General features: G+C 65.1%; 23 protein-coding genes. 12 read left to right on the plus strand and 11 right to left on the minus strand.

Annotation, left to right across the window (positions count from 1 at the left end; all coding sequences use genetic code 11):
* Positions 1 to 547 precede the first annotated feature (547 nt).
* Entirely contained in the window at positions 548 to 1,261 is a 714-nt protein-coding gene (locus tag QCE88_RS32425) for a HisA/HisF-related TIM barrel protein (RefSeq protein WP_309909389.1), read from the minus strand.
* 13 nt (positions 1,262 to 1,274) lie between these two features.
* Here QCE88_RS32425 and QCE88_RS32430 point away from each other — a divergent pair, with 13 nt between their 5' ends.
* The 3 genes from QCE88_RS32430 (at position 1,275) to QCE88_RS32440 (ending at position 4,130) form a co-directional block, all read left to right on the plus strand.
* Positions 1,275 to 2,312 (plus strand): ATP-grasp domain-containing protein, encoded by a 1,038-nt coding sequence (locus tag QCE88_RS32430; RefSeq protein ID WP_309909391.1) that lies wholly within the window; start codon positions 1,275 to 1,277, stop codon positions 2,310 to 2,312.
* Positions 2,309 to 3,457, plus strand: a complete 1,149-nt coding sequence (locus QCE88_RS32435; protein ID WP_309909392.1) for a hydantoinase/oxoprolinase family protein — start codon at positions 2,309 to 2,311, stop codon at positions 3,455 to 3,457. Before QCE88_RS32430 ends, QCE88_RS32435 begins: the two co-directional genes overlap by 4 nt.
* 85 nt (positions 3,458 to 3,542) lie before the next feature.
* A complete protein-coding gene (locus QCE88_RS32440; RefSeq protein ID WP_309909394.1) occupies positions 3,543 to 4,130 on the plus strand; it encodes an aspartate kinase in 588 nt (195 codons plus the stop codon).
* 20 nt (positions 4,131 to 4,150) lie between these two features.
* Here the strand turns inward: QCE88_RS32440 and QCE88_RS32445 are convergent, their stop codons facing one another.
* The 3 genes from QCE88_RS32445 to pqqA form a co-directional block, all read right to left on the minus strand.
* The gene (locus QCE88_RS32445) at positions 4,151 to 4,849 is read right to left on the minus strand and encodes a (5-formylfuran-3-yl)methyl phosphate synthase (RefSeq protein ID WP_309909395.1); all 699 of its coding nucleotides are present in this window, start codon (positions 4,847 to 4,849) and stop codon (positions 4,151 to 4,153) included.
* 35 nt (positions 4,850 to 4,884) lie between these two features.
* Positions 4,885 to 5,451, minus strand: coding sequence for a DUF447 domain-containing protein (locus QCE88_RS32450; protein WP_309909396.1), 567 nt, complete (start codon positions 5,449 to 5,451; stop codon positions 4,885 to 4,887).
* Positions 5,452 to 5,529: 78 nt separating this feature from the next.
* Positions 5,530 to 5,604: a pyrroloquinoline quinone precursor peptide PqqA gene (gene pqqA, locus QCE88_RS32455; RefSeq protein ID WP_008354335.1), complete on the minus strand. Its 75-nt coding sequence runs from the start codon at positions 5,602 to 5,604 to the stop codon at positions 5,530 to 5,532.
* A 363-nt stretch (positions 5,605 to 5,967) separates the two neighbouring features.
* Between pqqA and QCE88_RS32460 the strand changes: the two genes are divergently transcribed.
* The 7 genes from QCE88_RS32460 to fba are packed head-to-tail and all read left to right on the plus strand — an operon-like array spanning position 5,968 to position 14,024.
* Complete coding sequence (locus QCE88_RS32460; RefSeq protein ID WP_309909397.1) at positions 5,968 to 7,461, plus strand: form I ribulose bisphosphate carboxylase large subunit; 1,494 nt, start codon at positions 5,968 to 5,970, stop codon at positions 7,459 to 7,461.
* Positions 7,462 to 7,489: 28 nt separating this feature from the next.
* Entirely contained in the window at positions 7,490 to 7,906 is a 417-nt protein-coding gene (locus QCE88_RS32465) for a ribulose bisphosphate carboxylase small subunit (protein ID WP_309909399.1), read from the plus strand.
* Between the two features lie 15 nt (positions 7,907 to 7,921).
* Positions 7,922 to 8,836 carry a CbbX protein gene (gene cbbX, locus QCE88_RS32470; RefSeq protein ID WP_309909401.1) on the plus strand — a complete coding sequence of 305 codons (915 nt, stop codon included), beginning with the start codon at positions 7,922 to 7,924 and terminating at the stop codon, positions 8,834 to 8,836.
* A 19-nt stretch (positions 8,837 to 8,855) separates the two neighbouring features.
* Positions 8,856 to 9,956, plus strand: a complete 1,101-nt coding sequence (locus QCE88_RS32475; protein WP_309909402.1) for a class 1 fructose-bisphosphatase — start codon at positions 8,856 to 8,858, stop codon at positions 9,954 to 9,956.
* 41 nt (positions 9,957 to 9,997) lie between these two features.
* On the plus strand, positions 9,998 to 10,870 hold the full coding sequence (locus QCE88_RS32480) for a phosphoribulokinase (RefSeq protein WP_309909404.1): 873 nt from the start codon (positions 9,998 to 10,000) through the stop codon (positions 10,868 to 10,870).
* Positions 10,871 to 10,906: 36 nt separating this feature from the next.
* Entirely contained in the window at positions 10,907 to 12,949 is a 2,043-nt protein-coding gene (gene tkt / locus QCE88_RS32485; protein WP_309909405.1) for a transketolase, read from the plus strand.
* A gap of 37 nt (positions 12,950 to 12,986) precedes the next feature.
* Positions 12,987 to 14,024 (plus strand): class II fructose-bisphosphate aldolase, encoded by a 1,038-nt coding sequence (gene fba, locus QCE88_RS32490; protein ID WP_309909406.1) that lies wholly within the window; start codon positions 12,987 to 12,989, stop codon positions 14,022 to 14,024.
* Here fba and QCE88_RS32495 read toward each other — a convergent pair.
* A complete protein-coding gene (locus QCE88_RS32495) occupies positions 14,018 to 14,440 on the minus strand; it encodes a type II toxin-antitoxin system VapC family toxin (protein ID WP_309909407.1) in 423 nt (140 codons plus the stop codon). The two genes, fba and QCE88_RS32495, sit on opposite strands and share 7 nt — an antisense overlap.
* On the minus strand, positions 14,424 to 14,738 hold the full coding sequence (locus tag QCE88_RS32500; protein ID WP_309909409.1) for a hypothetical protein: 315 nt from the start codon (positions 14,736 to 14,738) through the stop codon (positions 14,424 to 14,426). Before QCE88_RS32500 ends, QCE88_RS32495 begins: the two co-directional genes overlap by 17 nt.
* A gap of 99 nt (positions 14,739 to 14,837) precedes the next feature.
* On the opposite strand from QCE88_RS32500, the gene QCE88_RS32505 reads away from it, so the two are divergent.
* Positions 14,838 to 15,386 carry a thioredoxin family protein gene (locus tag QCE88_RS32505; protein ID WP_309909411.1) on the plus strand — a complete coding sequence of 183 codons (549 nt, stop codon included), beginning with the start codon at positions 14,838 to 14,840 and terminating at the stop codon, positions 15,384 to 15,386.
* On the opposite strand, the gene QCE88_RS32510 is transcribed toward QCE88_RS32505, so the two are convergent.
* The 3 genes from QCE88_RS32510 to QCE88_RS32520 are packed head-to-tail and all read right to left on the minus strand — an operon-like array spanning position 15,383 to position 19,415.
* The gene (locus QCE88_RS32510; protein WP_309909412.1) at positions 15,383 to 16,783 is read right to left on the minus strand and encodes a DUF6513 domain-containing protein; all 1,401 of its coding nucleotides are present in this window, start codon (positions 16,781 to 16,783) and stop codon (positions 15,383 to 15,385) included. The two genes, QCE88_RS32505 and QCE88_RS32510, sit on opposite strands and share 4 nt — an antisense overlap.
* A complete protein-coding gene (locus tag QCE88_RS32515; RefSeq protein ID WP_309909413.1) occupies positions 16,762 to 17,361 on the minus strand; it encodes a flavoprotein in 600 nt (199 codons plus the stop codon). Before QCE88_RS32515 ends, QCE88_RS32510 begins: the two co-directional genes overlap by 22 nt.
* A complete protein-coding gene (locus QCE88_RS32520; RefSeq protein ID WP_309909415.1) occupies positions 17,358 to 19,415 on the minus strand; it encodes a sigma-54-dependent Fis family transcriptional regulator in 2,058 nt (685 codons plus the stop codon). The genes QCE88_RS32515 and QCE88_RS32520 overlap by 4 nt, the downstream gene beginning before the upstream one ends.
* Positions 19,416 to 19,795: 380 nt before the next feature.
* Here QCE88_RS32520 and QCE88_RS32525 point away from each other — a divergent pair, with 380 nt between their 5' ends.
* Entirely contained in the window at positions 19,796 to 20,287 is a 492-nt protein-coding gene (locus QCE88_RS32525) for a dihydroneopterin aldolase (RefSeq protein WP_309909416.1), read from the plus strand.
* A 13-nt stretch (positions 20,288 to 20,300) separates the two neighbouring features.
* Here the strand turns inward: QCE88_RS32525 and QCE88_RS32530 are convergent, their stop codons facing one another.
* Both QCE88_RS32530 and fae read right to left on the minus strand, forming a co-directional pair.
* Positions 20,301 to 20,705, minus strand: a complete 405-nt coding sequence (locus QCE88_RS32530) for a hypothetical protein (RefSeq protein ID WP_309909417.1) — start codon at positions 20,703 to 20,705, stop codon at positions 20,301 to 20,303.
* Between the two features lie 80 nt (positions 20,706 to 20,785).
* Positions 20,786 to 21,295, minus strand: coding sequence for a formaldehyde-activating enzyme (fae, locus tag QCE88_RS32535; RefSeq protein WP_309837449.1), 510 nt, complete (start codon positions 21,293 to 21,295; stop codon positions 20,786 to 20,788).
* Positions 21,296 to 21,347 lie beyond the last annotated feature (52 nt).

A 21,347-nucleotide genomic window follows, 5' to 3' on the forward strand; every position in this document is an offset into this window, starting at 1 on the left:
TCCAAGCCCGGTTTGGCCTATGAGGGCACTCGCTAGTGCAGGGCCAGTGAGGTATTTCTGTGTCGCGCCGCTGGGTGGTCCTTGGGCGGTAAGAAAGCTGCTTTCTTTGGTGACTTTCTTTGCAGCCGCAAAGAAAGTTACCCCCGCCCCGGGGAGGGGCAGTGCAAATAGACCGACGTGAAAGCGGGAAGTCCATGGAAGCGCATGGCAACCACAAGCAACCACGCGAAGGCCGAGAGCGAAGACCCCGCCCCGGGGAGGGGCAGTGCAAATAGACCGACGCGAAAACGGGAAGTCCATGGAAGCGGAGGCAAACGAAACGAAACGAAGCGCCCAAGACCCTTACGGGTATTCCATAAGAGCACTGGGCGAACGCCCTCGGCACCGACACATAAAACCGTGCTCCAAGAAGCAACACACTGTCACGTGAAGGACCGGCGCTGGAACAGCGCTTTCCAAACGATTACAACGAAAACGAGGCCTGCCATCAATTGGCACAAAAATTGAGACAGCACTCCGACCAAGCCCAACCCCCCACATCGAGACGCTAAAAAGAAAGCGTCCCATCGTGAAGGGCGGAGGCCACGAGCCAACCTGATGCTCCGCACTGCGCGGCGAGCGCAAGATCGTCCCGATGGCGAACCCCGCCCGCACCGATCACAACGCGCTCCCCAGCAAGCGCACGCACGGCGCTGAACGTGTCGAGATCCACCCCGGCCTCCGCGCCCACGTGATCGAGCGTCATCACGATCACCCGCTCCGGCCACCAGGTGCTCTCGCCTCGCTCAGCACCGAGCGCCCCAAGCGCTCGCCCGCCGCGATAGTCGAGCGACAGGACAGGCTCGAACCCGCACGCCGACGCTTCAGCAAGTGCGCCCTCGTCGAGCAGCGTCTCCGTGCCGAACACCGGCACGATCGCCGCCCGCGATGACGCACGCGAAAGCCCCGCGATCCGCTCGACGCACGCCCGCATCGGCCCACACGCCGTGAAGCCGGCATCGAGCCAGATCTCGACTTCGCCGCCCAGCGCGTCGCAGAGTTCGGCCAGCACCGCTTCATGCGAGCCGCGCTGCATGATCGCGCCGAGATCGGCGACATACAGCACGGCAGCGCCCGTAACCGCAAGCAACGCACGAGCAATCGCCACCGGTTCGCTCGTCGCGCACAAGGAGGACTGGATCGGCCGGTAGCGCGAACGCTCGCCGCGCACCGCGCGCACCACCTGACCGTCGAGCAGATCAAGAACGGGTATCACCTGCATGGATGGCTTTCCTTTGATCAAGATCTTCGTATTCGAGTATCTCACCGGCGGCGGCATCGATCCGGACGTGGCGGGCGCCCCAAGCCTCGCCGATCTCTCCGCACTCATCGTCGAAGGCCGCGTCATGCGCGATGCACTCGCCGCCGACCTCCACGCACTCCCCGGCATCGCGGTGACCGTCGCAGGCTCACGCTTCGAATCCGGCGCCGACGCCGCCGACCACGTCCGCGCCCAGCCCGGCGAACCGCTCACCCGCTTCGTCGCCCGCATGGCCCGCGAGCATGACTATGCCTGCATCGTCGCGCCCGAATGCGACGGCCTCCTGCTCAAGCTCCATGACGCCGTGGGACAGGCCCGCTGGCTCGGCTGCGCCAAGGAAGCCATCCGCACAGCCTCCAGCAAGAGCGCCACCGCCGCCTGGCTCGCCGCGCGCGGCATGCCCGTCACGCCCGCGCTCGAACCCGACACTGCCGCTCCCGCCCCCGGACGCCGCTGGGTCGTCAAGCCCGACGACGGCGCCGGCGGCCTCGATACTTCCGTCCATGACGATCTCGCCGCCGCCCGCGCCGAATACGAAGCCCGCGCCGCAGCAGGACGCACCCCCGTGTTGCAGGAATGGATCGACGGCGAGCCACTCAGTCTCTCTCTGATCTGTCGCGACCGGCTCGCGCGGCTCGTCAGCATCAACCGGCAACGCATCGGCCTGTCCGAACCGGCAAACCCCGAACGGCGCGAACGCATCGTGCAGTTCGACGGCGTCGATGTTGATCGCATCGACCGCCACGGCCCCCAGGGACGCGCGCTCGAACGGCTCGCGCTGCGCGTCGCCGAGGCGTTGCCCGGGCTGCGCGGCTTCGTCGGCATCGACGTGGTTTGGCATCCGGAACGCGGGCCAGTCGTCATCGAGGTGAATCCGCGGCCGACCGTCGCCTACGCGGAACTCAGCCGACGCGGCGGCAGGAATCTCGCGGCGGAACTGCTGGCCGCGCATCGCGTGCCCGGCTTCGACGGCGAAGCTCACGCACTGCGCGCCGTCGGAGGCGCGTCATGAGGGCATCCGCATCCGGCGACGCACCCGTATTCGGCTGGGACGTGGGCGGCGCGCACGTCAAGGTGTCGCGGGCCAACCGCAAGGGCGTGCTCGTCGATGTCGCCCAATGGGCCTGCCCGCTGTGGCAGGGCCTCGCGCATCTGGAACGCGCAATCGACGGCGTGTTCGAACGCTGGCCCGCCGCCGGCGATCCGTCCGCGCGCCACGCCGTCACGATGACCGGCGAAATGGTCGATCTGTTCGCCAACCGCGCCGAAGGCGTGCGCACGCTCAGCCGCACCCTCGCGCAACGGCTCGGACCACGCACGCTGTTCTTCGCGGGCGGCGGCGAGCACGGCGGATGGCTCGCGCGTTCGGCCTGCGCGGAAGGCTGGCGCAAGGTGGCATCGGCGAACTGGCTCGCGACCGCACGCTGGGCCGCCACCCGCATGCACGATGCGGTGCTGATCGATATCGGCAGCACGACCACCGACATCATTCCGATCACCGGCGGCGACGTGCGGGCGCGCGGCACGAATGACGCCGAACGGCTCGTCAGTGGCGAGCTGGTCTATCAAGGCGTCGTGCGCACGCCCTTGTGCGGGGTGGCGCAGCGCATCGCGTTTCGCGGCGAGACGAGCGGCGTGATGAACGAATGGTTCGCGACGACCGCCGATGTCTATCGCCTGACCGGCGAACTCTGGGCCGCGCACGACCAGCATCCGAGCGCCGACAACGGGCCGAAGACCGAGGCCGCCAGCCGCGCGCGCATCGCACGGATGATCGGCCGCGATGCCGACGAAGCATCCGATGCCGAATGGAAGCGCTTCGCGCAAACCTGGCGACAGGAGCAGTTGCGCACGCTGGCCGCCGGTCTCGCGCAAGTCGTCGCGCGCGATGCGGCACTGGCGGCGGCGCCCGTCATCGGCGCGGGTTGCGGGCGCTATCTCGCGGCGGCGCTGGCGCGGCAGGAAGCGCGCGGCTATGTGGATTTTGCGCGGCTCGCGGGCGTCGCCGATGACGACGCAACGCGCGCCGAATGGGTCGCGACCTGTGCGCCGAGCGTCGCGGTGGCATTGCTTGCCTCGCTGGCGACGACGCCCATGGAAGGCGCGCGGGAAAACGAAACAGAGCCATCGCGCGATGCGTCGTCGCGCGCGGCGTGATAGCGTGCAAAACATAGCGAGTTGAAGACGCGGTATTCAACCGGGTGCGTGGCCCGGCGGCATCATCGAACGAGGACAGGAACCTATGTGGGTGGTGAAGATCGGGGGGAGCCTCAGTCACGACCCGGCGCTGCGCGAATGGCTCACGCGGCTATGGGAAGTAGGCGGCGGGCGCGTCGTGATCGTGCCGGGCGGCGGCGATTTCGCGGACGCGGTGCGGCAATATCAGAGCGAATGGCAGTTCGACGATCTCGCCGCCCATAACATGTGCCTGCTGGCGATGGCGCAGTACGCCATCCTGATGCAGGGCGTCGTACCGGAACTCGTGCTGGCGTCGAACGAGAGCCGCATCCGCCGCGCGTTGCGCGATGGCCGCGTGGCCGTCTGGGTGCCCACCGATTTGATGCGCACGACGCCCGACAAGATGACCAACTGGGACGTCACGTCCGACAGTCTCGCCGCGTGGCTCTCCACCTCGCTGAATGCGGAGCGCCTGATGATCGTGAAGTCGTGCGAGGTGGAGGCGAATGTATCGCTGGAGGCGCTGGCCGCCGACGGCGTCGTGGACCGGCGCTTTCCCGCCTATGTGCGTGATGCCAATTACGTGGTCGAGATCCTGGGGAAAGACGATCTCGCCGTGATGCGCGACCGCTTGCTCAACGTGACGGTGTGAGAAGCGAGCGCTGAAGCTTTTCAAACGGCCACGGTCTCGCCGTGCAGCGCGCGCGCCCAGCGTTCGACCCTGCGCGGATCGAGCGTGCCGGACCGGCCGTCGCGCTCGTCGCACAGTGCGCCGCGAAAGCCCGCGATATCCGGCGCAAGCAGGCGAATGGTGTCCAGGTCGCGCCAGCCGAGAGAACCCGCCACGGCGCTCATCGTGCCGCGCGCGCGGGCATCGGCGATACAGGCGGCCAATGTCTGCACGTCGACGCAATCGAACAGCGTGCGGCCATTCTTGCCCGCCGTGTCGAAGACGATGCCCACGAATCCCAACTGCGCCGCGAGCGCCGCCAGCGCGCGATCCACACCGTCATCCGACAGCAGCACCGGCACCACCGCCGCCGGCAGGCTCGCCAGATGTCGCAGGCATTGCTCCGCTCCGGCACCGGGCGAGATGCCCACCTTCACATAATCGACGCCTGCCGCAGCGACCTCGAGCACGCATCCGGTGATCTCGTCGAGCGCGTGATTGGGCCAGTCGCCGATGGTCGCGCTGATCGGCCGCACCGGATACCGCGCCCTCAACGCGACGACGATCCGCGCGATATCCCCCGTCGCGACGCCGCCCAGCGCGCCCGCACGCGGTTCCTTCAAGTCGATCAGTTCGGCGCCGGCGTGCGCGGCATCGAAGGCTTCATCCGCCGAGCGGACGCTCGCGAGCAATGCGGTCATCGTTTGAACACTCCAGTGGGAAGACAGATCACAGATCAGCTCGACGCCTTCGCGCGATGCGCATCGACGGCGAGCAACAGCCAGTGCCATGCTTCGCGCTCGGCGTCGCCAGCGGTCTTGTCGATGGCTATGCGCAGATACGCAAGCTCGCTGTTCACCTTGTCCGCCGGCAGCATGAAGAGCCGGCTAACGAGTATCGCGCCCTCGACCACCGCGGCCTGTGCGCGGTTGAAGCCCGGAAACGGTGCATGCGTCACGCGATGCACGCAGGCCATGCGCAGCGTCGGACGCGTGTCGTCGTCATCCATCGCGGCGAGGCGCAACTCGGTATGAGCAAGCGTCGTCGCGAGCCGCACGCTCGGGACCGTGTCCGCGGGCACCGTCGGCCAGTCGCGCTTGCGGCCGGTCACGCAGCCGGCAAACACGCGCACGTCGTTCGTGAAGTTGAGCACCGCGCTGTGCGTCGCGATGACGTTGTCGAGCGTGGTGGAAGGACGGAACGGCGCGAGGATCGCGAAGCCGTCTTCGAAGCGCACGCCCATCGGCGCAATGTGGGGCCGGCCATCGCGGTCTGCGGTCGTGACGACGGTTTCGTAAATCATGACGGGCGGCGTGCAGATTCGGGACCGCACGAAGGGACCGCATCGCTTCGACACGGTCTCGTGCGGGTGCTTCCACCTTTAGCGGGTGGCAATGTACATCGTGATCTCAAAGCCAAAACGCATATCGGTGAAGCTGGGCGTAGTCCATTGCATGAGCGTTCCTCCAAATGGGTGAGTGAAAGCCTCGGATACCGCTTCAATGAATTGCCAGTGCGGACGAATCCGCCCGACGGCCGGGAGGTGGCCGGCTTTGACACGTTGCAAGCGTCATGCCAGTGATCCGGCGCGGCGCACGGTCGGTCCATTCGGTGAACGCGCACCGCGACTGTGACAGAACCAGAACAAAGTGTTCCATCGCCCGTTCAGAAGCGCATCAGGGCTAACACCCAATAAGGCATTGCTTAAGGTCCTGCAAGCAAATCGTGAATTCCTTTCCATGCGGCCAGTGCTTACTCTGCATTCACAGCAGGGCAGTCATCAGGCGCACGTCTCTCATCTCACTGTCGAGGAAACGGAATGAACGACTTCAACAAGGCCGCCGTCGAGGCGGTGCGCAATCCGTCCGATCCGCGTTCGCGCTATGCGGCCGGCGTCATGAAGTATCGCGAGATGGGCTACTGGCAGCCCGACTACACCCCGAAGGACACCGACGTCATCGCGCTGTTCCGCATCACGCCGCAAGCGGGCGTCGAGCCCGAGGAAGCGGCGGCGGCAGTGGCGGGGGAATCGTCGACGGCGACCTGGACCGTCGTCTGGACCGACCGTCTCACCGCGTGCGACATGTATCGCGCCAAGGCGTATCGCGTCGAACCCGTGCCGAGCATGCGTGCCGATGAACCGCAATACTTCGCGTACATCGCCTATGACCTCGACCTGTTCGAGGAAGGCTCGGTTGCGAACCTGACCGCGTCGATCATCGGCAACGTGTTCGGTTTCAAGCCGCTCAAGGCGCTGCGTCTCGAAGACATGCGCATCCCGGTGGCGTACCTGAAGACCTTCCAGGGTCCGCCGACCGGCATCGTCGTGGAGCGCGAACGGCTCGACAAATATGGCCGCCCGTTGCTCGGCGCGACCGTCAAGCCGAAGCTCGGGCTCTCGGGCAAGAACTATGGCCGCGTCGTCTATGAAGGACTGAAGGGCGGCCTCGACTTTCTGAAAGACGACGAGAACATCAATTCGCAGGCGTTCATGCACTGGCGCGACCGCTATCTGTTCGCGATGGAAGCCGTGAACCGCGCCCAGGCCGAAACTGGCGAGATGAAAGGCCACTATCTGAACGTGACGGCCGGCACGATGGAAGACATGTACGAGCGCGCCGAGTTCGCGAAGGAACTGGGCTCGTGCATCGTGATGATCGATCTCGTTATCGGCTGGACCGCGATTCAGTCGATGTCGAAGTGGGCGCGCCGCAACGACATGATTCTGCACCTGCATCGCGCAGGACATGGCACGTATACGCGGCAGCGCAATCATGGCATCTCGTTCCGCGTGATCGCGAAGTGGCTGCGCATGGCGGGCGTGGATCACGCGCATGCGGGCACGGCGGTGGGCAAGCTCGAAGGCGATCCCTTGTCCGTGCAGGGCTACTACAACGTGTGCCGCGACGCGCGCAACGAGCCCGACCTGGCGCGCGGCGTGTTCTTCGATCAACCCTGGGCAGGCTTGCGCAAAGTGATGCCGGTGGCGTCGGGCGGCATTCACGCCGGGCAGATGCATCAACTGCTCGACCTGTTCGGCGACGACTGCATCCTGCAATTTGGTGGCGGCACGATCGGGCATCCGCAAGGCATCCAGGCAGGCGCGACGGCGAACCGCGTCGCGCTCGAAGCAATGGTCAAGGCCCGCAACGAAGGGCGCGACATCGCGAACGAAGGGCCGGACATTCTCGAAGCCGCCGCGCGCACCTGCACGCCGCTCCAGCAGGCGCTCGATACGTGGCGCGACGTGACCTTCAACTATGCATCGACGGATACGCCGGACTTCGCCGTGACGGCGACCGCCGCAGCCTGAACCTGCTCACACGCATCGAGGAACCGACATGAAGATCACACAAGGCACGTTTTCATTCCTGCCGCCGCTGACCGACGAGGAAATCGTCGCGCAGATCGGCTATGCGCTGGATCAGGGCTGGGCCTGCTCGGTGGAATACACCGACGACCCGCACCCGCGCAACACCTACTGGGAAATGTGGGGCATGCCGATGTTCGACCTGCACGACGCCGCCGGCGTGCTGATGGAAGTGAACGCTTGCCGCAAGACGTATCCGCGCCACTACATCAAGGTGAATGCGTTCGATTCGGTGCGCGGCTTCGAGACGATGCGGCTCTCGTTCATGGTGAATCGTCCGGAGGTGGAACATGGCTTCCGCCTCGAACGTCAGGACGACCGCAGCCGCGTGCAGCGCTACGCGATCCGCACCTACGCCACCGACCGCCCCGCCGGCGAACGTTACTGATGAGGAGGCGACACCATGAGCGCCGAAGCCACGCTCGACGAAGCCACGACCACCACGCATGCCGACCTGATGGCGCTGTACCGCGAATCGCGCATCGGCGAGGTGCTGGCGGAACTGGACCGCGACCTGATCGGGCTGGCGCCGGTCAAGACGCGCATCCGCGAGATCGCCGCGCACCTGCTCGTGGAACGCGCCCGCGCGACGCTCGGCATCGCGTCGGGTGCGCCCACGCTGCACATGTGCTTCTCGGGCAATCCAGGCACCGGCAAGACCACGGTTGCGCTGCGCATGGCGCAGGTGCTGCACCGGCTCGGCTATATCCGGCGCAATCATCTCGTCTCGGTGACGCGCGACGATCTGGTCGGCCAGTACATCGGGCATACCGCGCCCAAAACGCGCGAAGTGCTCAAGCGTGCGATGGGCGGCGTGCTGTTCATCGACGAGGCTTACTACCTGTACCGGCCGGAGAACGAACGCGACTACGGGCAGGAGGCCATTGAGATCCTGCTCCAGACGATGGAGAACCAGCGCGACGATCTCGTCGTGATTCTTGCCGGGTACGAGTCGCGCATGGAAACCTTCTTCCACAGCAATCCAGGCTTTCGGTCGCGCATTGCGCATCACCTCGTGTTTCCCGATTACGCGCCGGGCGAGTTGTTGCAGATTGCGGAGCACATGCTCGCCGACATGCACTACCGCTTCGACGACGACGCGCGGCGCGCCTTCGACGACTATCTCACGCGCCGCATCCGCCAGCCGAACTTCGCCAATGCGCGTTCGGTGCGCAATGCACTGGACCGCGCGCGGCTGCGCCAGGCGAACCGTCTGTTTGCGGCGGCCGAGCGGGGCGCATGCCATGCCGATGCCAACGCGCTGATGCAGCTCGACGCCAGCGACATCCGCGCGAGCCGCGTGTTCGCCGATTCGTGACATTCAAGGAGACTGCGCAATGCTGGACGGACGCACTACCTTATCGAAGTTCCTGATCGACACTTTGGATCGCCGGCCGGGCCCGGATGCGGCGAGCGGTCTGTCGGCGCTGCTGATCGACGTGGCGGCCTCGATCAAGACGATCGCGGCGGCGCTGACACGCGGCGCGCTGGGCGGGCAGCATGGCTCGGCGCAGTCGGTCAACACGCACGGCGAGGAACAGAAGAAGCTCGACCTCGTGACCAACGAGATCTTCCTCCAGCATTGCGAATGGGACGGCTTGCTGGCCGGCATGGTGTCCGAGGAAATGGACGAGGTGTACGCCATTCCGGAAACCTATCCGCGCGGCGATTATCTGTTGGCCTTCGATCCGCTCGACGGCTCGTCGAACATCGATATCAACGGCGTGGTGGGATCCATCTTCTCGGTGCTGCGGCGCGATGGTGAAGGCGATGCGCGCGGCGCCGCCGATGCAGCCGCGTTCATGCGCCCAGGCCGTGAACAGGTTGCGTCGGGCTATGCGATCTACGGGCCATCGACGATGCTGGTGCTGTCGGTGGGCAATGGCACGCATGGCTTTACGCTCGAACGCGACGTCGGCAACTTCGTGCTCACGCATTCCGACATCCGCATTCCGGAAGACTCGTGCGAGTTCGCGATCAATGCGTCGAACGAACGCTTCTGGGAACCGCCGGTACGGCGCTACGTGCAGGAATGCAAGGACGGCCGCACCGGCTGCCGTGCGCAGGACTTCAACATGCGCTGGATTGCCTCGATGGTCGCGGAGGTGCATCGCATCCTGATGCGCGGTGGCGTGTTCATGTATCCGCGCGACTTCAGGACGCCCGCGATGGAAGGCCGTCTGCGCCTGCTGTACGAGGCGAGCCCGATGAGTTTTCTGGTCGAGCAGGCGGGCGGCCTGTCGATTACCGGACGCGAGCGCCTCCTCGACGTACAGCCGGGCGCGCTGCATCAGCGCGTGCCGGTGATCCTCGGCTCGCGCCATGAAGTGGAGCGCATCCAGCGATATCACGGCGAATACGACCGCGGCGAGGACAAGCCTTTCACGTCGCCGCTGTTCAACGAACGCTCGCTGTTCTTGCCGGAGACGGAAGCCTGAAACAGCGCGCGATACGACATCAATATCCAGGGAGACAGCGCATGTCAGTCAAGCATCCGATCGTCGCGGTGACGGGCTCGAGCGGCGCCGGCACCACCACCGTCATGAAGAGTTTCACGCATATTTTCCGGCGCGAGAAAATCAACGCGCAGATCGTGGAAGGGGACGCGTTCCATCGGTATGACCGTCTCGGCATGCGCGAGGCGATGAAGCAGAGTGAGCGCGACGGGCAACTCAACTTCAGCCACTTCGGACCTGAAGCGAACCTGCTGCGGGAACTCGAAAGCCTCTTCGAAACCTACGGCAAGAGCGGCGGCGGCCAGTTCCGCCACTACGTGCACGATGAACCCGAGGCCGCGCGCTTCAGGCAGGATGCGGGCACATTCACGCCGTGGGAAGACGTGACGCCCGATACCGACCTGATGTTCTACGAAGGCCTGCATGGCGCGGCCGTCACGGACGAAGTGGACATCGCGCGTCATGCGGATCTGCTGGTCGGCGTGGTGCCGATCATCAATCTCGAATGGATCCAGAAGCTGCATCGCGACCAGACGATGCGCGGCTATTCGCACGAAGCCGTGGTCGATACCATCCTGCGCCGCATGCCCGACTATGTGAACTACATCTGCCCGCAGTTCTCGCATACGCATGTGAATTTTCAGCGCGTCCCGACCGTGGACACATCGAATCCGTTCACCGCGCGCGAGATCCCGCAGCCCGACGAGAGCTTTGTCGTGATCCGCTTCGCGAAGCCACGCGGCATCGACTTTCCTTATTTGCTGACCATGCTGCACGACTCGTTCATGTCGCGGCCGAATGTGATCGTCGTGCCCGGCGGCAAGATGGGACTCGCGATGCAGCTGATTTTCACGCCGATGATCCTGCAACTGCGTGACCGTCGCGCGCGCGCCTGAGCAGCCAAGTTTTCCCATTGCATGAAGGAGGCATCCATGAATGCCGTTGCTGAAGCTTTGCCCATTCGCCAGCGCTCGCCCGAAGTCCGCCAGATGGCCAACGCGTTGCGCATGCTCGCCGTCGATGCGGTACAGCAGGCGAACTCCGGTCATCCCGGCATGCCGATGGGCATGGCCGAGATCGCGGTCGCGCTGTGGACGCGGCATCTGAAACACAATCCGCTGGATCCGGACTGGGCCGACCGCGATCGTTTCGTGCTCTCGAACGGACATGGCTCGATGCTGCTCTACGGCCTGCTGCATCTGAGCGGCTATGACGTGTCCATCGACGACATCCGGCGCTTCCGGCAACTGGGCAGCAAGACGCCCGGCCATCCGGAAGTGGGCGTGACGCCCGGCGTGGAAACGACGACCGGACCGCTCGGGCAGGGATTGGGAAACGCGGTCGGCATGGCGCTCGCCGAAACCTTGCTCGCGCGCGAGTTCAACCGGCCGGGACACGAGATCGTCGATCATCGTACGTATGTATTCGTCGGCGATGGCTGCCTGATGGAAGGCGTGTCGCACGAGGCGGCATCGCTGGCGGGCACGCTGCGGCTTTCGAAACTCACCGTGCTGTATGACGACAACGGCATTTCCATCGACGGCCATGTGGAAGGCTGGTTCGCCGACGACACGCCGAAGCGCTTCGAGGCGTATGGCTGGAACGTTGTGAGGCGTGTGGACGGGCACGATGCCGACGCGGTCGCGCAGGCGTTGCAGGATGCGCGCGAGTCGGACCGGCCGACGCTGATCTGCTGCAAGACCGTGATCGGACGGGGCGCGCCGACGATGGCCGGCACGCATGAGGTACATGGCGCGCCGCTCGGCGCGGAAGAGGCCGAAGCCACGCGTCGCGCGCTCGGCTGGGCGCATGGGCCGTTCGAGATTCCGTCGGCGGTGCGCGCGCTGTGGGACGCGCGCGAGGCGGGCGCGGCGGCGCAGGACGACTGGAAGCGGCGCTTCGAGGGCTATCGCCGGGCGTTTCCGGACGAAGCCGCCGAGTTCGAGCGGCGGGCGCGCGGTGCGCTGCCCGCGAACTGGCGCGATACGGCGCATGCGCTGGTGCGCGAGGCGGACCGCGCGCGCCAGAACGTGGCGACCCGCAAGGCGTCGCAACTGGCCATCGACGGTCTGGCGCGCGCATTGCCCGAGTTGCTCGGCGGCTCGGCTGACCTCACCGGCTCGAATCTCACGCGCTGGAAGGGCGCGGTCGATATGACAGCGGCGTCCGGCCAGGCCAACTACATACACTTCGGCGTGCGCGAGTTCGGCATGAGCGCAGTGTTGAACGGCGTGGCGTTGCATCGCGGACATCTGCCGTTCGGTGGCACGTTCCTGACGTTTTCGGATTACGCGCGCAATGCGCTGCGCATGGCCGCGCTGATGAAGACGCGCGCGGTGTTCGTCTTCACGCACGATTCAATCGGGCTCGGCGAGGATGGTCCGACCCATCAGCCCGTCGAGCATGCGGCGACGCTGCGCATGATTCCGGGGCTCGACGTGTGGCGTCCGTGCGATACCGTCGAGACGATGCAGGCGTGGATCAGCGCGGTCGAACGCGACCGGCCGTCGTGTCTGCTGCTGTCTCGGCAGAACCTGCCGTTCGTGCCGCGCGACGAGGCGCAGATAGACGGCATCGAGCGCGGCGGCTACGTGCTGGTCGACTGGCCAGCGACCAGTGAACGCGATGCGCGGCGGGTCGTGCTTATCGCCACGGGCTCGGAAGTGGCGCTGGCGCTGGAAGCGGTCGAGCCGCTCAGGAAGGAGAGCATTCTCGCGCGCGTCGTGTCGATGCCTTCGACCACCGTCTTCGACCGCCAGTGCAATGCGTGGCGCGAACGCGTGTTGCCCGAAGGCGTGCCGCGCGTCGCGATCGAAGCCGGCGTGACCGCATTCTGGCGGCAGTACGTGGGGTTGAATGGCGGCGTGGTCGGCATTGACCGGTTCGGGGAATCCGCACCGGCAAGCGAACTGTTCGCGCACTTCGGCGTGACCACGGATGCGCTCGTTCAGGAAGCGCGTCGCGTGGCGGCTTGAGCTGTCATCGCCAACGATCATTGAAAGGGAGTTCGACATGGCTTTCATTGCATTGAGGCAGTTGCTGGATCACGCCGCGGAGCACGACTACGGTGTGCCCGCGTTCAACGTCAACAACATGGAGCAGGTGCAGGCGATCATGGCAGCGGCCGAGGCAACCGGAAGCCCGGTGATCCTGCAGGCGTCGGCGGGGGCGCGCAAGTACGCGGGCGAGCCGTACCTGCGGCATCTGGTGCTCGCGGCCGTGGAGGCGCATCCGGACATTCCGGTGGTGCTGCATCAGGATCATGGCGCGAGTCCCTCGGTGTGCCAGCAGGCGATCCGTTCCGGCTTCACGTCGGTGATGATGGACGGTTCGCTGATGCCGGACCAGAAGACGCCGGCGGAGTATGGCTATAACGTCGAGGTGAGCCGGCGCGTCGTGGAGGCCGCGCATTCGGTGGGCGTCTCGGTGGAGGGCGAGCTCGGCTGTCTCGGCTCGCTGGAGACGGGGCTCGCGGGCGAGGAGGATGGCGTGGGCGCGGAAGGCGCACTGAGCCGCGATCGTCTGCTGACCGACCCGGATGAGGCGCGCGCGTTCGTCGAGGCAACAGGCATCGATGCGCTCGCGATCGCCATCGGCACGTCGCACGGTGCGTACAAGTTCAGCCGCCAGCCCACCGGCGATATTCTCGCGATCGACCGGATTGCCGAGATCCATGCGCGCATTCCCGATACGCATCTGGTGATGCATGGTTCGTCATCGGTGCCGCAGGAATGGCTCGCGATCATTCGCGAACACGGTGGCGAGATTCCCGCGACCTTCGGCGTGCCGGTTGGGGAAATCCGACGCGGGATTGCGAACGGCGTGCGCAAGGTGAACATCGACACCGACATCCGGCTCGCGATGACAGGCGCCATGCGCCGGGCGATGGCGGCGGCGAAGTCGGAGTTCGATCCGAGGCACGCGCTGAAGGCAGCGACGGCGGCGGCGCGGGAGTTGTGCATCGAACGCTTCGAGGCGTTCGGGTGCGCGGGGCATGGGCAAAGGATCAGGCCGGTGGGGCTGGAGGTCATGGCGAGGAAGTATCACTGAAGCTGAAGCGAGGCCACTCGACGATTTACCGACTGCCTTCCGGCGGGGAGGGCTTCGTCGAGGTAGTTGGACAGTTCGCTGTCTGCGGTCAGGAAATGAAGTTCTTCGGTGATGGCCTGCGCCAACAGCACGCGGTCAAACGGATCGCGATGAAGATGGCGCAGATAGCGCACGGCGCGCGCATGCACAAGCCGCACCGGCAGCACGATGAACGGATGCTGCTCGAGCGCGTCGATGGCACGTTCAGCATCCGGTTCCAGTCTGCCTCGCGCGGCCTTGATGGACATTTCCCAGATGCTGGCCGTGCTGACATAGACCTGCTGCGCTTCTTCTATCGCCTCGCGAAAGCGCGCGGACAGACGACGGTCCCGCGATACCCGCCAGACATAGATATGAGTGTCAAGCAGCACGCGCATCTTCGACTCTCGGCTGCTGGTCCGGCTCGTCCGGATAGATAGGGCCGTAGAACGATTCGATGATGTCGTCAGGCAGCGGTTTCACGAGTTCGTCTTCCAGCAGCTCTTTGTCAATGTCCATGATGATGATGGAGCCGCCCGTCTTGTTGCCGTGTTTGTCCACGATATTGCCGACGTTGCGTACTTTGAGCAGAAGGGTAGGGTACTTCCCACCGATAGCGACGTCGTCTCCGTGTGCCACACTCTCGAGAACCTTCTCGAGATCTTTCTGCGCTGATTCGATACTGAGGATTTTCATGAATGCTCCGGATGACTGATTGAAATACCATGCTATCCGAGCGCCTTCAACCCGCCAATACACCATTCGGCCAACCGATATCAAATAGGAGCTATCTCAATGCCCACCGAATCCCCGGCTGTCGATCTTGGCGCTCAGGCAGCGGCTTTCGTCTTGCCGGCAACCAACGGCCAGCTCTACACATTGTATTCGCTCAAAGGCCCGAACGGCCTCGTAATCGTCTTCATGTGCAACCACTGCCCCTACGTCAAAGCCGTACTGCCGAACCTGATACGCGACGCGCACGAACTGCAATCGCACGGCGTGAACCTCGCGGGTATCAATTCGAACGATGCCAGCGTCTACACCGACGACGCCTTCGACCGCATGATCGCGTTGACGCACGAATGGCGGCTGCCGTTTCCCTATCTGCACGATGAAAACCAGCAGGCCGCGCGCGACTATGGCGCAGTCTGCACGCCGGAAGCGTTCGGTTTCGACCGGGAACTCAGGTTGAGATATCGCGGACGAATCGATGCGTCGCGCAAGGAAGCATTGCCTCTGGCACGGCGTGACCTTTTCGAGGCCATGCTCGCCGTCGCGCACGATGCCGAATCTGACGACCCGCAATACCCCGCACTGGGCTGTTCAATCAAATGGAAGCGCTAGCCTTTGCGCCGAGTGCTTCCCGGCGCATGCCACGCGCTTAGATCCTCTTCCGGCCGCTCCACTTCGCATCCCCAGTCGAGCGGCTGGTCCTGATCGAAACGCTTGCCCAGTTGCCACGCAATCTCCGCGCGTGCCAGCTGCACGCCGAGATAGAACGCATGGCCGCCGTCGCTTTCCACCTTGAGTTCAGGATAGAGCGCGAATGGATCGACGGACACATGATGACCGTCGCGGTTGTAGACATGAATGCCCTGCGACGACACCTGCACGCGAAAATTCGGATCGCGCACGGCGGCGGCGATCGCGTCGATCTCGCCGGCGTCATACGGGAACGGCCGCTTCGCATGCAGTGCGGATAGATCGCTGGAAATGCCCTTGGGCAAGGTCTGCGTTTCGCGTGCGGCATGCATGACACGACGCGCGACATCGGCTTCGCGCACGGCCCGCCGCGCATGCAGACTGACCGAAGTCGTCAGCACGGCCGCGACGCGCAACTCCGCCGCCATGCCGAACAGCACCGCATTGATACCGCTCGTGTCGGCTTCGGTCAGCTCGGTGACATTGCCGACGCCCATCATGATCGACACCTCGGGATAGCGTTCGCGCAGCGCCACATACCGCGCGATGGACGCAGCAAGACCGAAGGGAATCGGGTCGAGAATCGGATCGGCGAGAAAGGCGCGGCCGCGCTTCGTCATGACGTCGATTGCGCGGTCCAGCGAAGCCACGTCCGCAGGCTCGCGCGGCACCAGAACCGGTGTCGATGCGATCTCGTCCGCAATCCATGCGGTATCCACGTTGAGGCTCATCACATAGTCCGCGCCCGCGCGTCCGCCGCGCAGGAGTTCGTCCTCGCGCATCGAATCGACGCTCACGCGGAAGCCCTGCTCCTTCAGCATCGCAACCGCTTCTTCGAGATGCGGAAACGGCGTCTCGGGCAGGCAGCCGATGTCGATCACATCCGCGCCCTGCCGCCGATAGTCATGCGCGCGGGCCGCGATGCCGTCGAGGCCGAGGCGCGGCGCATCGACGATCTCCGCAAAAATCTCGGTTTCATAGCGGGACAAATCCACCTGCCGCGCCTCGCGTCCAAAAAACTGCGGCAGGTCCTTGACCTCTTCCGGCCCGCGTTCCACTTTCACGCCATAGTGGGCGGCGAGGGTGTCGAGATCGCCGCGGCACCGGCCAGGCACGATCATGCGGCTCGTCCCTTCGGTCAACGGCACGGCGACGCGCCGGCGGATCATGTCAGCGGTCATCAGCCCCGCGACCTGCAATCCGATCTCGCGCACTTCCCAGGTAAAAGGCGTGCGCTGCGCCGTCGGGGCGATGCTTTCGAGCACCTGCTGAAGGCTGAGTTGCGCAAGCCGGCCGGTCAGGAAGACGATGTGTTCCATGCAAGCTTCAGGGCCGACAGGCGTTGATCGAGCGCGGCTTCGAGTTCGTCGAGCGAGCGCGGCACGGTGGTATGCGCGAAGCGTGCGAGCCGCTCGACATTCTCGAACTCGATCGCGCGCGGCCGCACTTCGACCCATTCCTTCGGCGCCTGGGTGATGACGGACGGCTGGGTGTCGCAGGCGAACACGATGCCCGGCACGCATTGCTTGCCGGCCTGGGCGTAGAGATTGGTGGGCAGCGTGTCGGAGATGCCGAACGCGCATTTGGCGACGGTGTTGCTGGTCGCCGGCGCGATCACCACGGTGTGATAGTCGCGGTTGTAGAGCATCCCGACGGGCACGCTGCTCGCGCTGTTGTCGCGGAACACCTTGAAGCGTTCGCGCAGTTTCGCGATGGGCCAGCCATACAGCGGCAGCACTTCTTCTCCGGCCGACGACAGGAACAGATCGACGCCCGGCAGGCGCAGCGCGAGCGCGATCGACTCTTCGATCATGTGACCGGAGCCGGTCACGCACCACGCGAAGCGCGCGTCGGGCTTGAACTCGTCGAGCCGGCGGGCGGGCGTGGGTGGCGTCATGCGTCGGCGGCGGCGTTGTCGGCGGGCGAATCGTGCGAAAGGCGAATATGCAGCCGATGCATCTTCCGGTACAGCGTGTTGCGGCTGATGCCAAGCACTTTCGCGACATTGCTCACGTTCCAGCGATGTTCGTCGAGCAGGAGCAGTACGGTCTCGCGCTCCTTCGCCTGGATCGCGTTGAGCGAAGAAACATCGGCATCTTCCGCGAGATGCGCGGGCGGTGCGCTCGCCGCCGGAGCCGGCGCACGCACGGACACGGCCGGGCTCGCACCGCTGGCGATCTCGGCGGGAAGATGCGCGCACAGGATCTCGGGACCGTCGCACAAGGCGATCGCCATTTGCAGCACATGGCGCAACTGGCGAATGTTGCCGGGCCACGGGTACTTCAGCAGCGCATGGCGCGCTTCGGCCGAGAGCCTCGGCGGATCGTCGGATTCGGTTTCAAGAATGTGGCCGATCAACGCGAGCGCGTCGGCGCGTTCGCGCAGCGGCGGCAGATTGATCTCGATGCCGTTCAGCCGGTAATACAAATCCTCGCGGAACAGGCCGTTCTGCACCAGTTCGATCAGGTTGCGGTGGCTCGCGCTGATCAGCTGGAAATCCACCTTGACCGTGGTTTCCGCGCCGAGCGGCGTGACTTCGTGTTCTTCGAGCACGCGCAGCAGACGCGCCTGCAGCGCGAGCGGCATGTCGCCGATCTCGTCGAGGAACAGCGTGCCGCCGTTCGCCTGGACGATCTTGCCGCGCCGTCCCTCGCGTTGCGCGCCGGTGAAGGCGCCCGCGCGATAGCCGAACAACTCGCTCTCGATCAGGTTCTCCGGCAAGGACGCGCAGTTCACCGCGACGAACGGACCCGTGCCGTTCGGGCTGATGCTGTGCAGCGCATTGGCAAACACTTCCTTGCCGGTGCCGGTCTGGCCGCGCAGGATGATCGGGATCTTGCGCTGGATCACGCGCGCCGCGAGCTGAATTTGCGAGGCCATGCGCGGATCGCCGAATTCCAGATGCGAGAGCTTGTCGAGCCGGCCCGCGACTGCCGGTTCACGCACGGCATCCTTCTTCGGCGGACGGGCGCGCGCGGGTGTCGCGGGCTCGCTCATCAGGATGCGGGTGCTGCCGGCGGCGCCGTCGCGCGGCGTCTGCGCGGTCAGAAAGAAGCGCGTGTTGGTCTTCGCGCTGTACACCGTCACCGGATGGAACGAGCCACGGATGCTGCGCGCAATCATGTCTTCCAGCGTCGCGTTGAACGCTTCCTCGATGCGCTTGCCGCACAGTTCGCCGGGCGAGCGCAGATCGAGCTGGAACAGCGCGCTGCGGCTCGCCGCGAGCACGACGCCGTCGCCGCTCACGGCAAGCTTGCCCGCGTGCAGCGTGCCGACGAATTCCGGCCGGCTGTGAAAGTGGATCAGGTTGGCGTGCTGGTAGCGGGCATCGATCAGACGATTTTCGATCATCTGCCGCGACATGCCCACGAGCACCAGCGAATGCTGTTGGAGCAGCTTGGAGCGACTCGTCACGTCGAGTACGCCGGCGATCTCGCCGCGTTCGTCGAAGATCGGCGCGGCAGAGCAGGTGAGCGACGTATAGCGCGGATAGAAATGCTCGTGCTGGCACACGGCGATGCAATCGCGTTCGATCAGGCACGTGCCCATGCCGTTGGTGCCGGCTTCGCGCTCGCTCCACAGGGCGCCGACGCGCAGTCCGTCGGCGGCGACGGCCTCGCCGAACGGCACCGACGAGACCTGATGCACGATGACGCCCTCGGCATCCACGAGCACGACGGCCAGTTCCGGGTCGGCGAGCTGCTGGTAGAGCGTGGTCATTTCGAGCTTCGACGACGCGATCAGATCGCTTGCGGCTTCGCGACGGTCGTTGAGCTCGTGCTGCGTGAGCACGGGCGGCATGACGAAGCGGCCGGGGTCGAGCTGGAACTCGGTGAGACAGCGCAGCCATGACTGCGCGACCGAGTCGCTGGCGCGGCGAGCGGCCAGCGGGTTATGGACGATGTTCAGTACTTCCCGGACATGCGTGTCTACGTCAGCAAGCGACGACATGGGGGCAAGTCTCCGTTACGCCGGTTTCCGGTGCGCGCGATGCACGCGGCCCGTCCGGCGCCGAATCTGTTGTGTACTCCGCTGGCGCTGCGGCGCTCTCAATTGCGCTGATTCGTCATTGCTCTGATTCTTGTGCTTCGCATTCCGCACGCAGACGCGCCTCGTGGCCGGGTTGGAGAGCGCCAAGACCGCGTTCTGCCGCTGTTCGGCAAGCCGTCCCGCCCGGTTCGGAAAAAACTTTACCTCCGATAACGCATGGATTCAATAAGTAGTCGCATCGAAGGCGATAAACGCGCCCGCTTTTTGCTTGCACCTTATCCATGCTTTCGGCGATGGGCGCCGGAAGCGTTCGATAAAAGCGCGTGAGCGGCGAGGACTCCATGGGACGAAGCGAACCGGTCAGCGAAGCGAATTTCGTGGCCCCGCGCGCCGCGGGCGAGGCGCGCGACGTGATGGATGTCGTCTATATCGAAGGGTTGACGGGGCAGACGGTGATCGGCATCGATTCGAGCGAGTTGCACGAGCCGCAGACGGTGCGCATGAGTCTTGCCATCGGCGTGCCTTGCGTACGGGCCTGCCAGACGGACCGCATCGAGGACACGGTGAACTACGCGGCGGTGCGCGAGGCGATCCACGGCCTGCTCGCTGCGCATGGCGTGCAGTTGCTGGAAGCGCTGGCGGAACGCATCGCGCAAATGGTGATCGCGGATTTCGGCGCGCACTGGGTGCGCATATCGCTTGAAAAACCCGCGAAGTTCGACGATGTCGAAGCCGTCGGCGTCGTGATCGAGCGCAGGCGCACGGCGACCCCACGCCCGGCGGGCGCGTCGGTTTCGCTTTCCTGGATCGGACGGGGCTACGTGCCGCAGTGACGCCGGCCGTTCCTTACTTCGCTGCGGCGGCCTGTTTCCCGATCCCGCACGCCTTGAACGCGTCCTTCTGAAGATCGCGGAATTTCTTGGTCTGCGCCTTGGCGCGATCCACACGGAATTCAGCCCCGCCTTCGCCGCCCAGCGTGGCGTACTTCGAGAACGTGGACTGCTCGACGAAGTCGTCGTAGGTGAGCACCTTGGCGATTTTGTCGATGGCGCAGGAGCACTTGTACACGTTGACGAAGTCGTGGCCGTTGTCATCCATGCAGCCGAGCACGTATTCCACGCGCCCTTCCGTCGGATAGTTGTGACTCTTGACCGGCGCCCCCGCTGCCGCGTCGCCGCTTGCAGCAAACGACAGAGGTGACATCAGCGAGAGGCAGGCGAACACCGTCAGCGCGCAGCAACGTGGGGTCATGCGAAGAGCCTCGTAGTCATCGTTTTGGGCATTTCGGCCGGTGCGCGCCGGAGCGCTGCCCGCACCAGCCGAAGATCGGATCAGCTCGGCGAGAACGGATGCGACATCGTTCCCTTCTTCGATACTACCTCCTTCGCCGACGGCTCGCCCGCCACCGCGCGCGCAAGCGCTTCCTTGGTCGCCTGATAGTTGAAGTCGTGGATCTTCTGGTCGTTGTCGGCTTCCCAGTGGATGAAGACGCCGACGCAGATGAACACGTCGTCGGCTTCGTCGGCGGGAATCACGCCGCTTTCCACGCTGTCGGCGACCGCCATGGCCACCGCGCGCTGCGCCGGGCCGAACATCTGCACGGCTTGCTTGGCACCCTTGATCGTCACCTTGTTGAAGAGAATCGTGTTCGGCTTGGTCAGCAGATTCGGCGCGACCACGGCGAGCAGCGACGTGAAGCCATCCTTGTTGTTCGTGAGCGCGTTGCAGAACGCGGTCTCGGCAGCGGAACCTCGCGGTCCGATGATCAAGTCGATGTGTGCGACCTCGTTGCCATCGCCGACGAGCGACTCTCCAACCAGGACGCGGTTGATCTTGGCCATGCTGTTCCTCCAGTGAGTGTGGTTCTTGGGACTAGCGACATGCACTCGACTC

This window comes from Caballeronia sp. LZ035, assembly GCF_031451175.1.
In the GTDB taxonomy this organism is placed as follows: Bacteria; Pseudomonadota; Gammaproteobacteria; order Burkholderiales; family Burkholderiaceae; genus Caballeronia.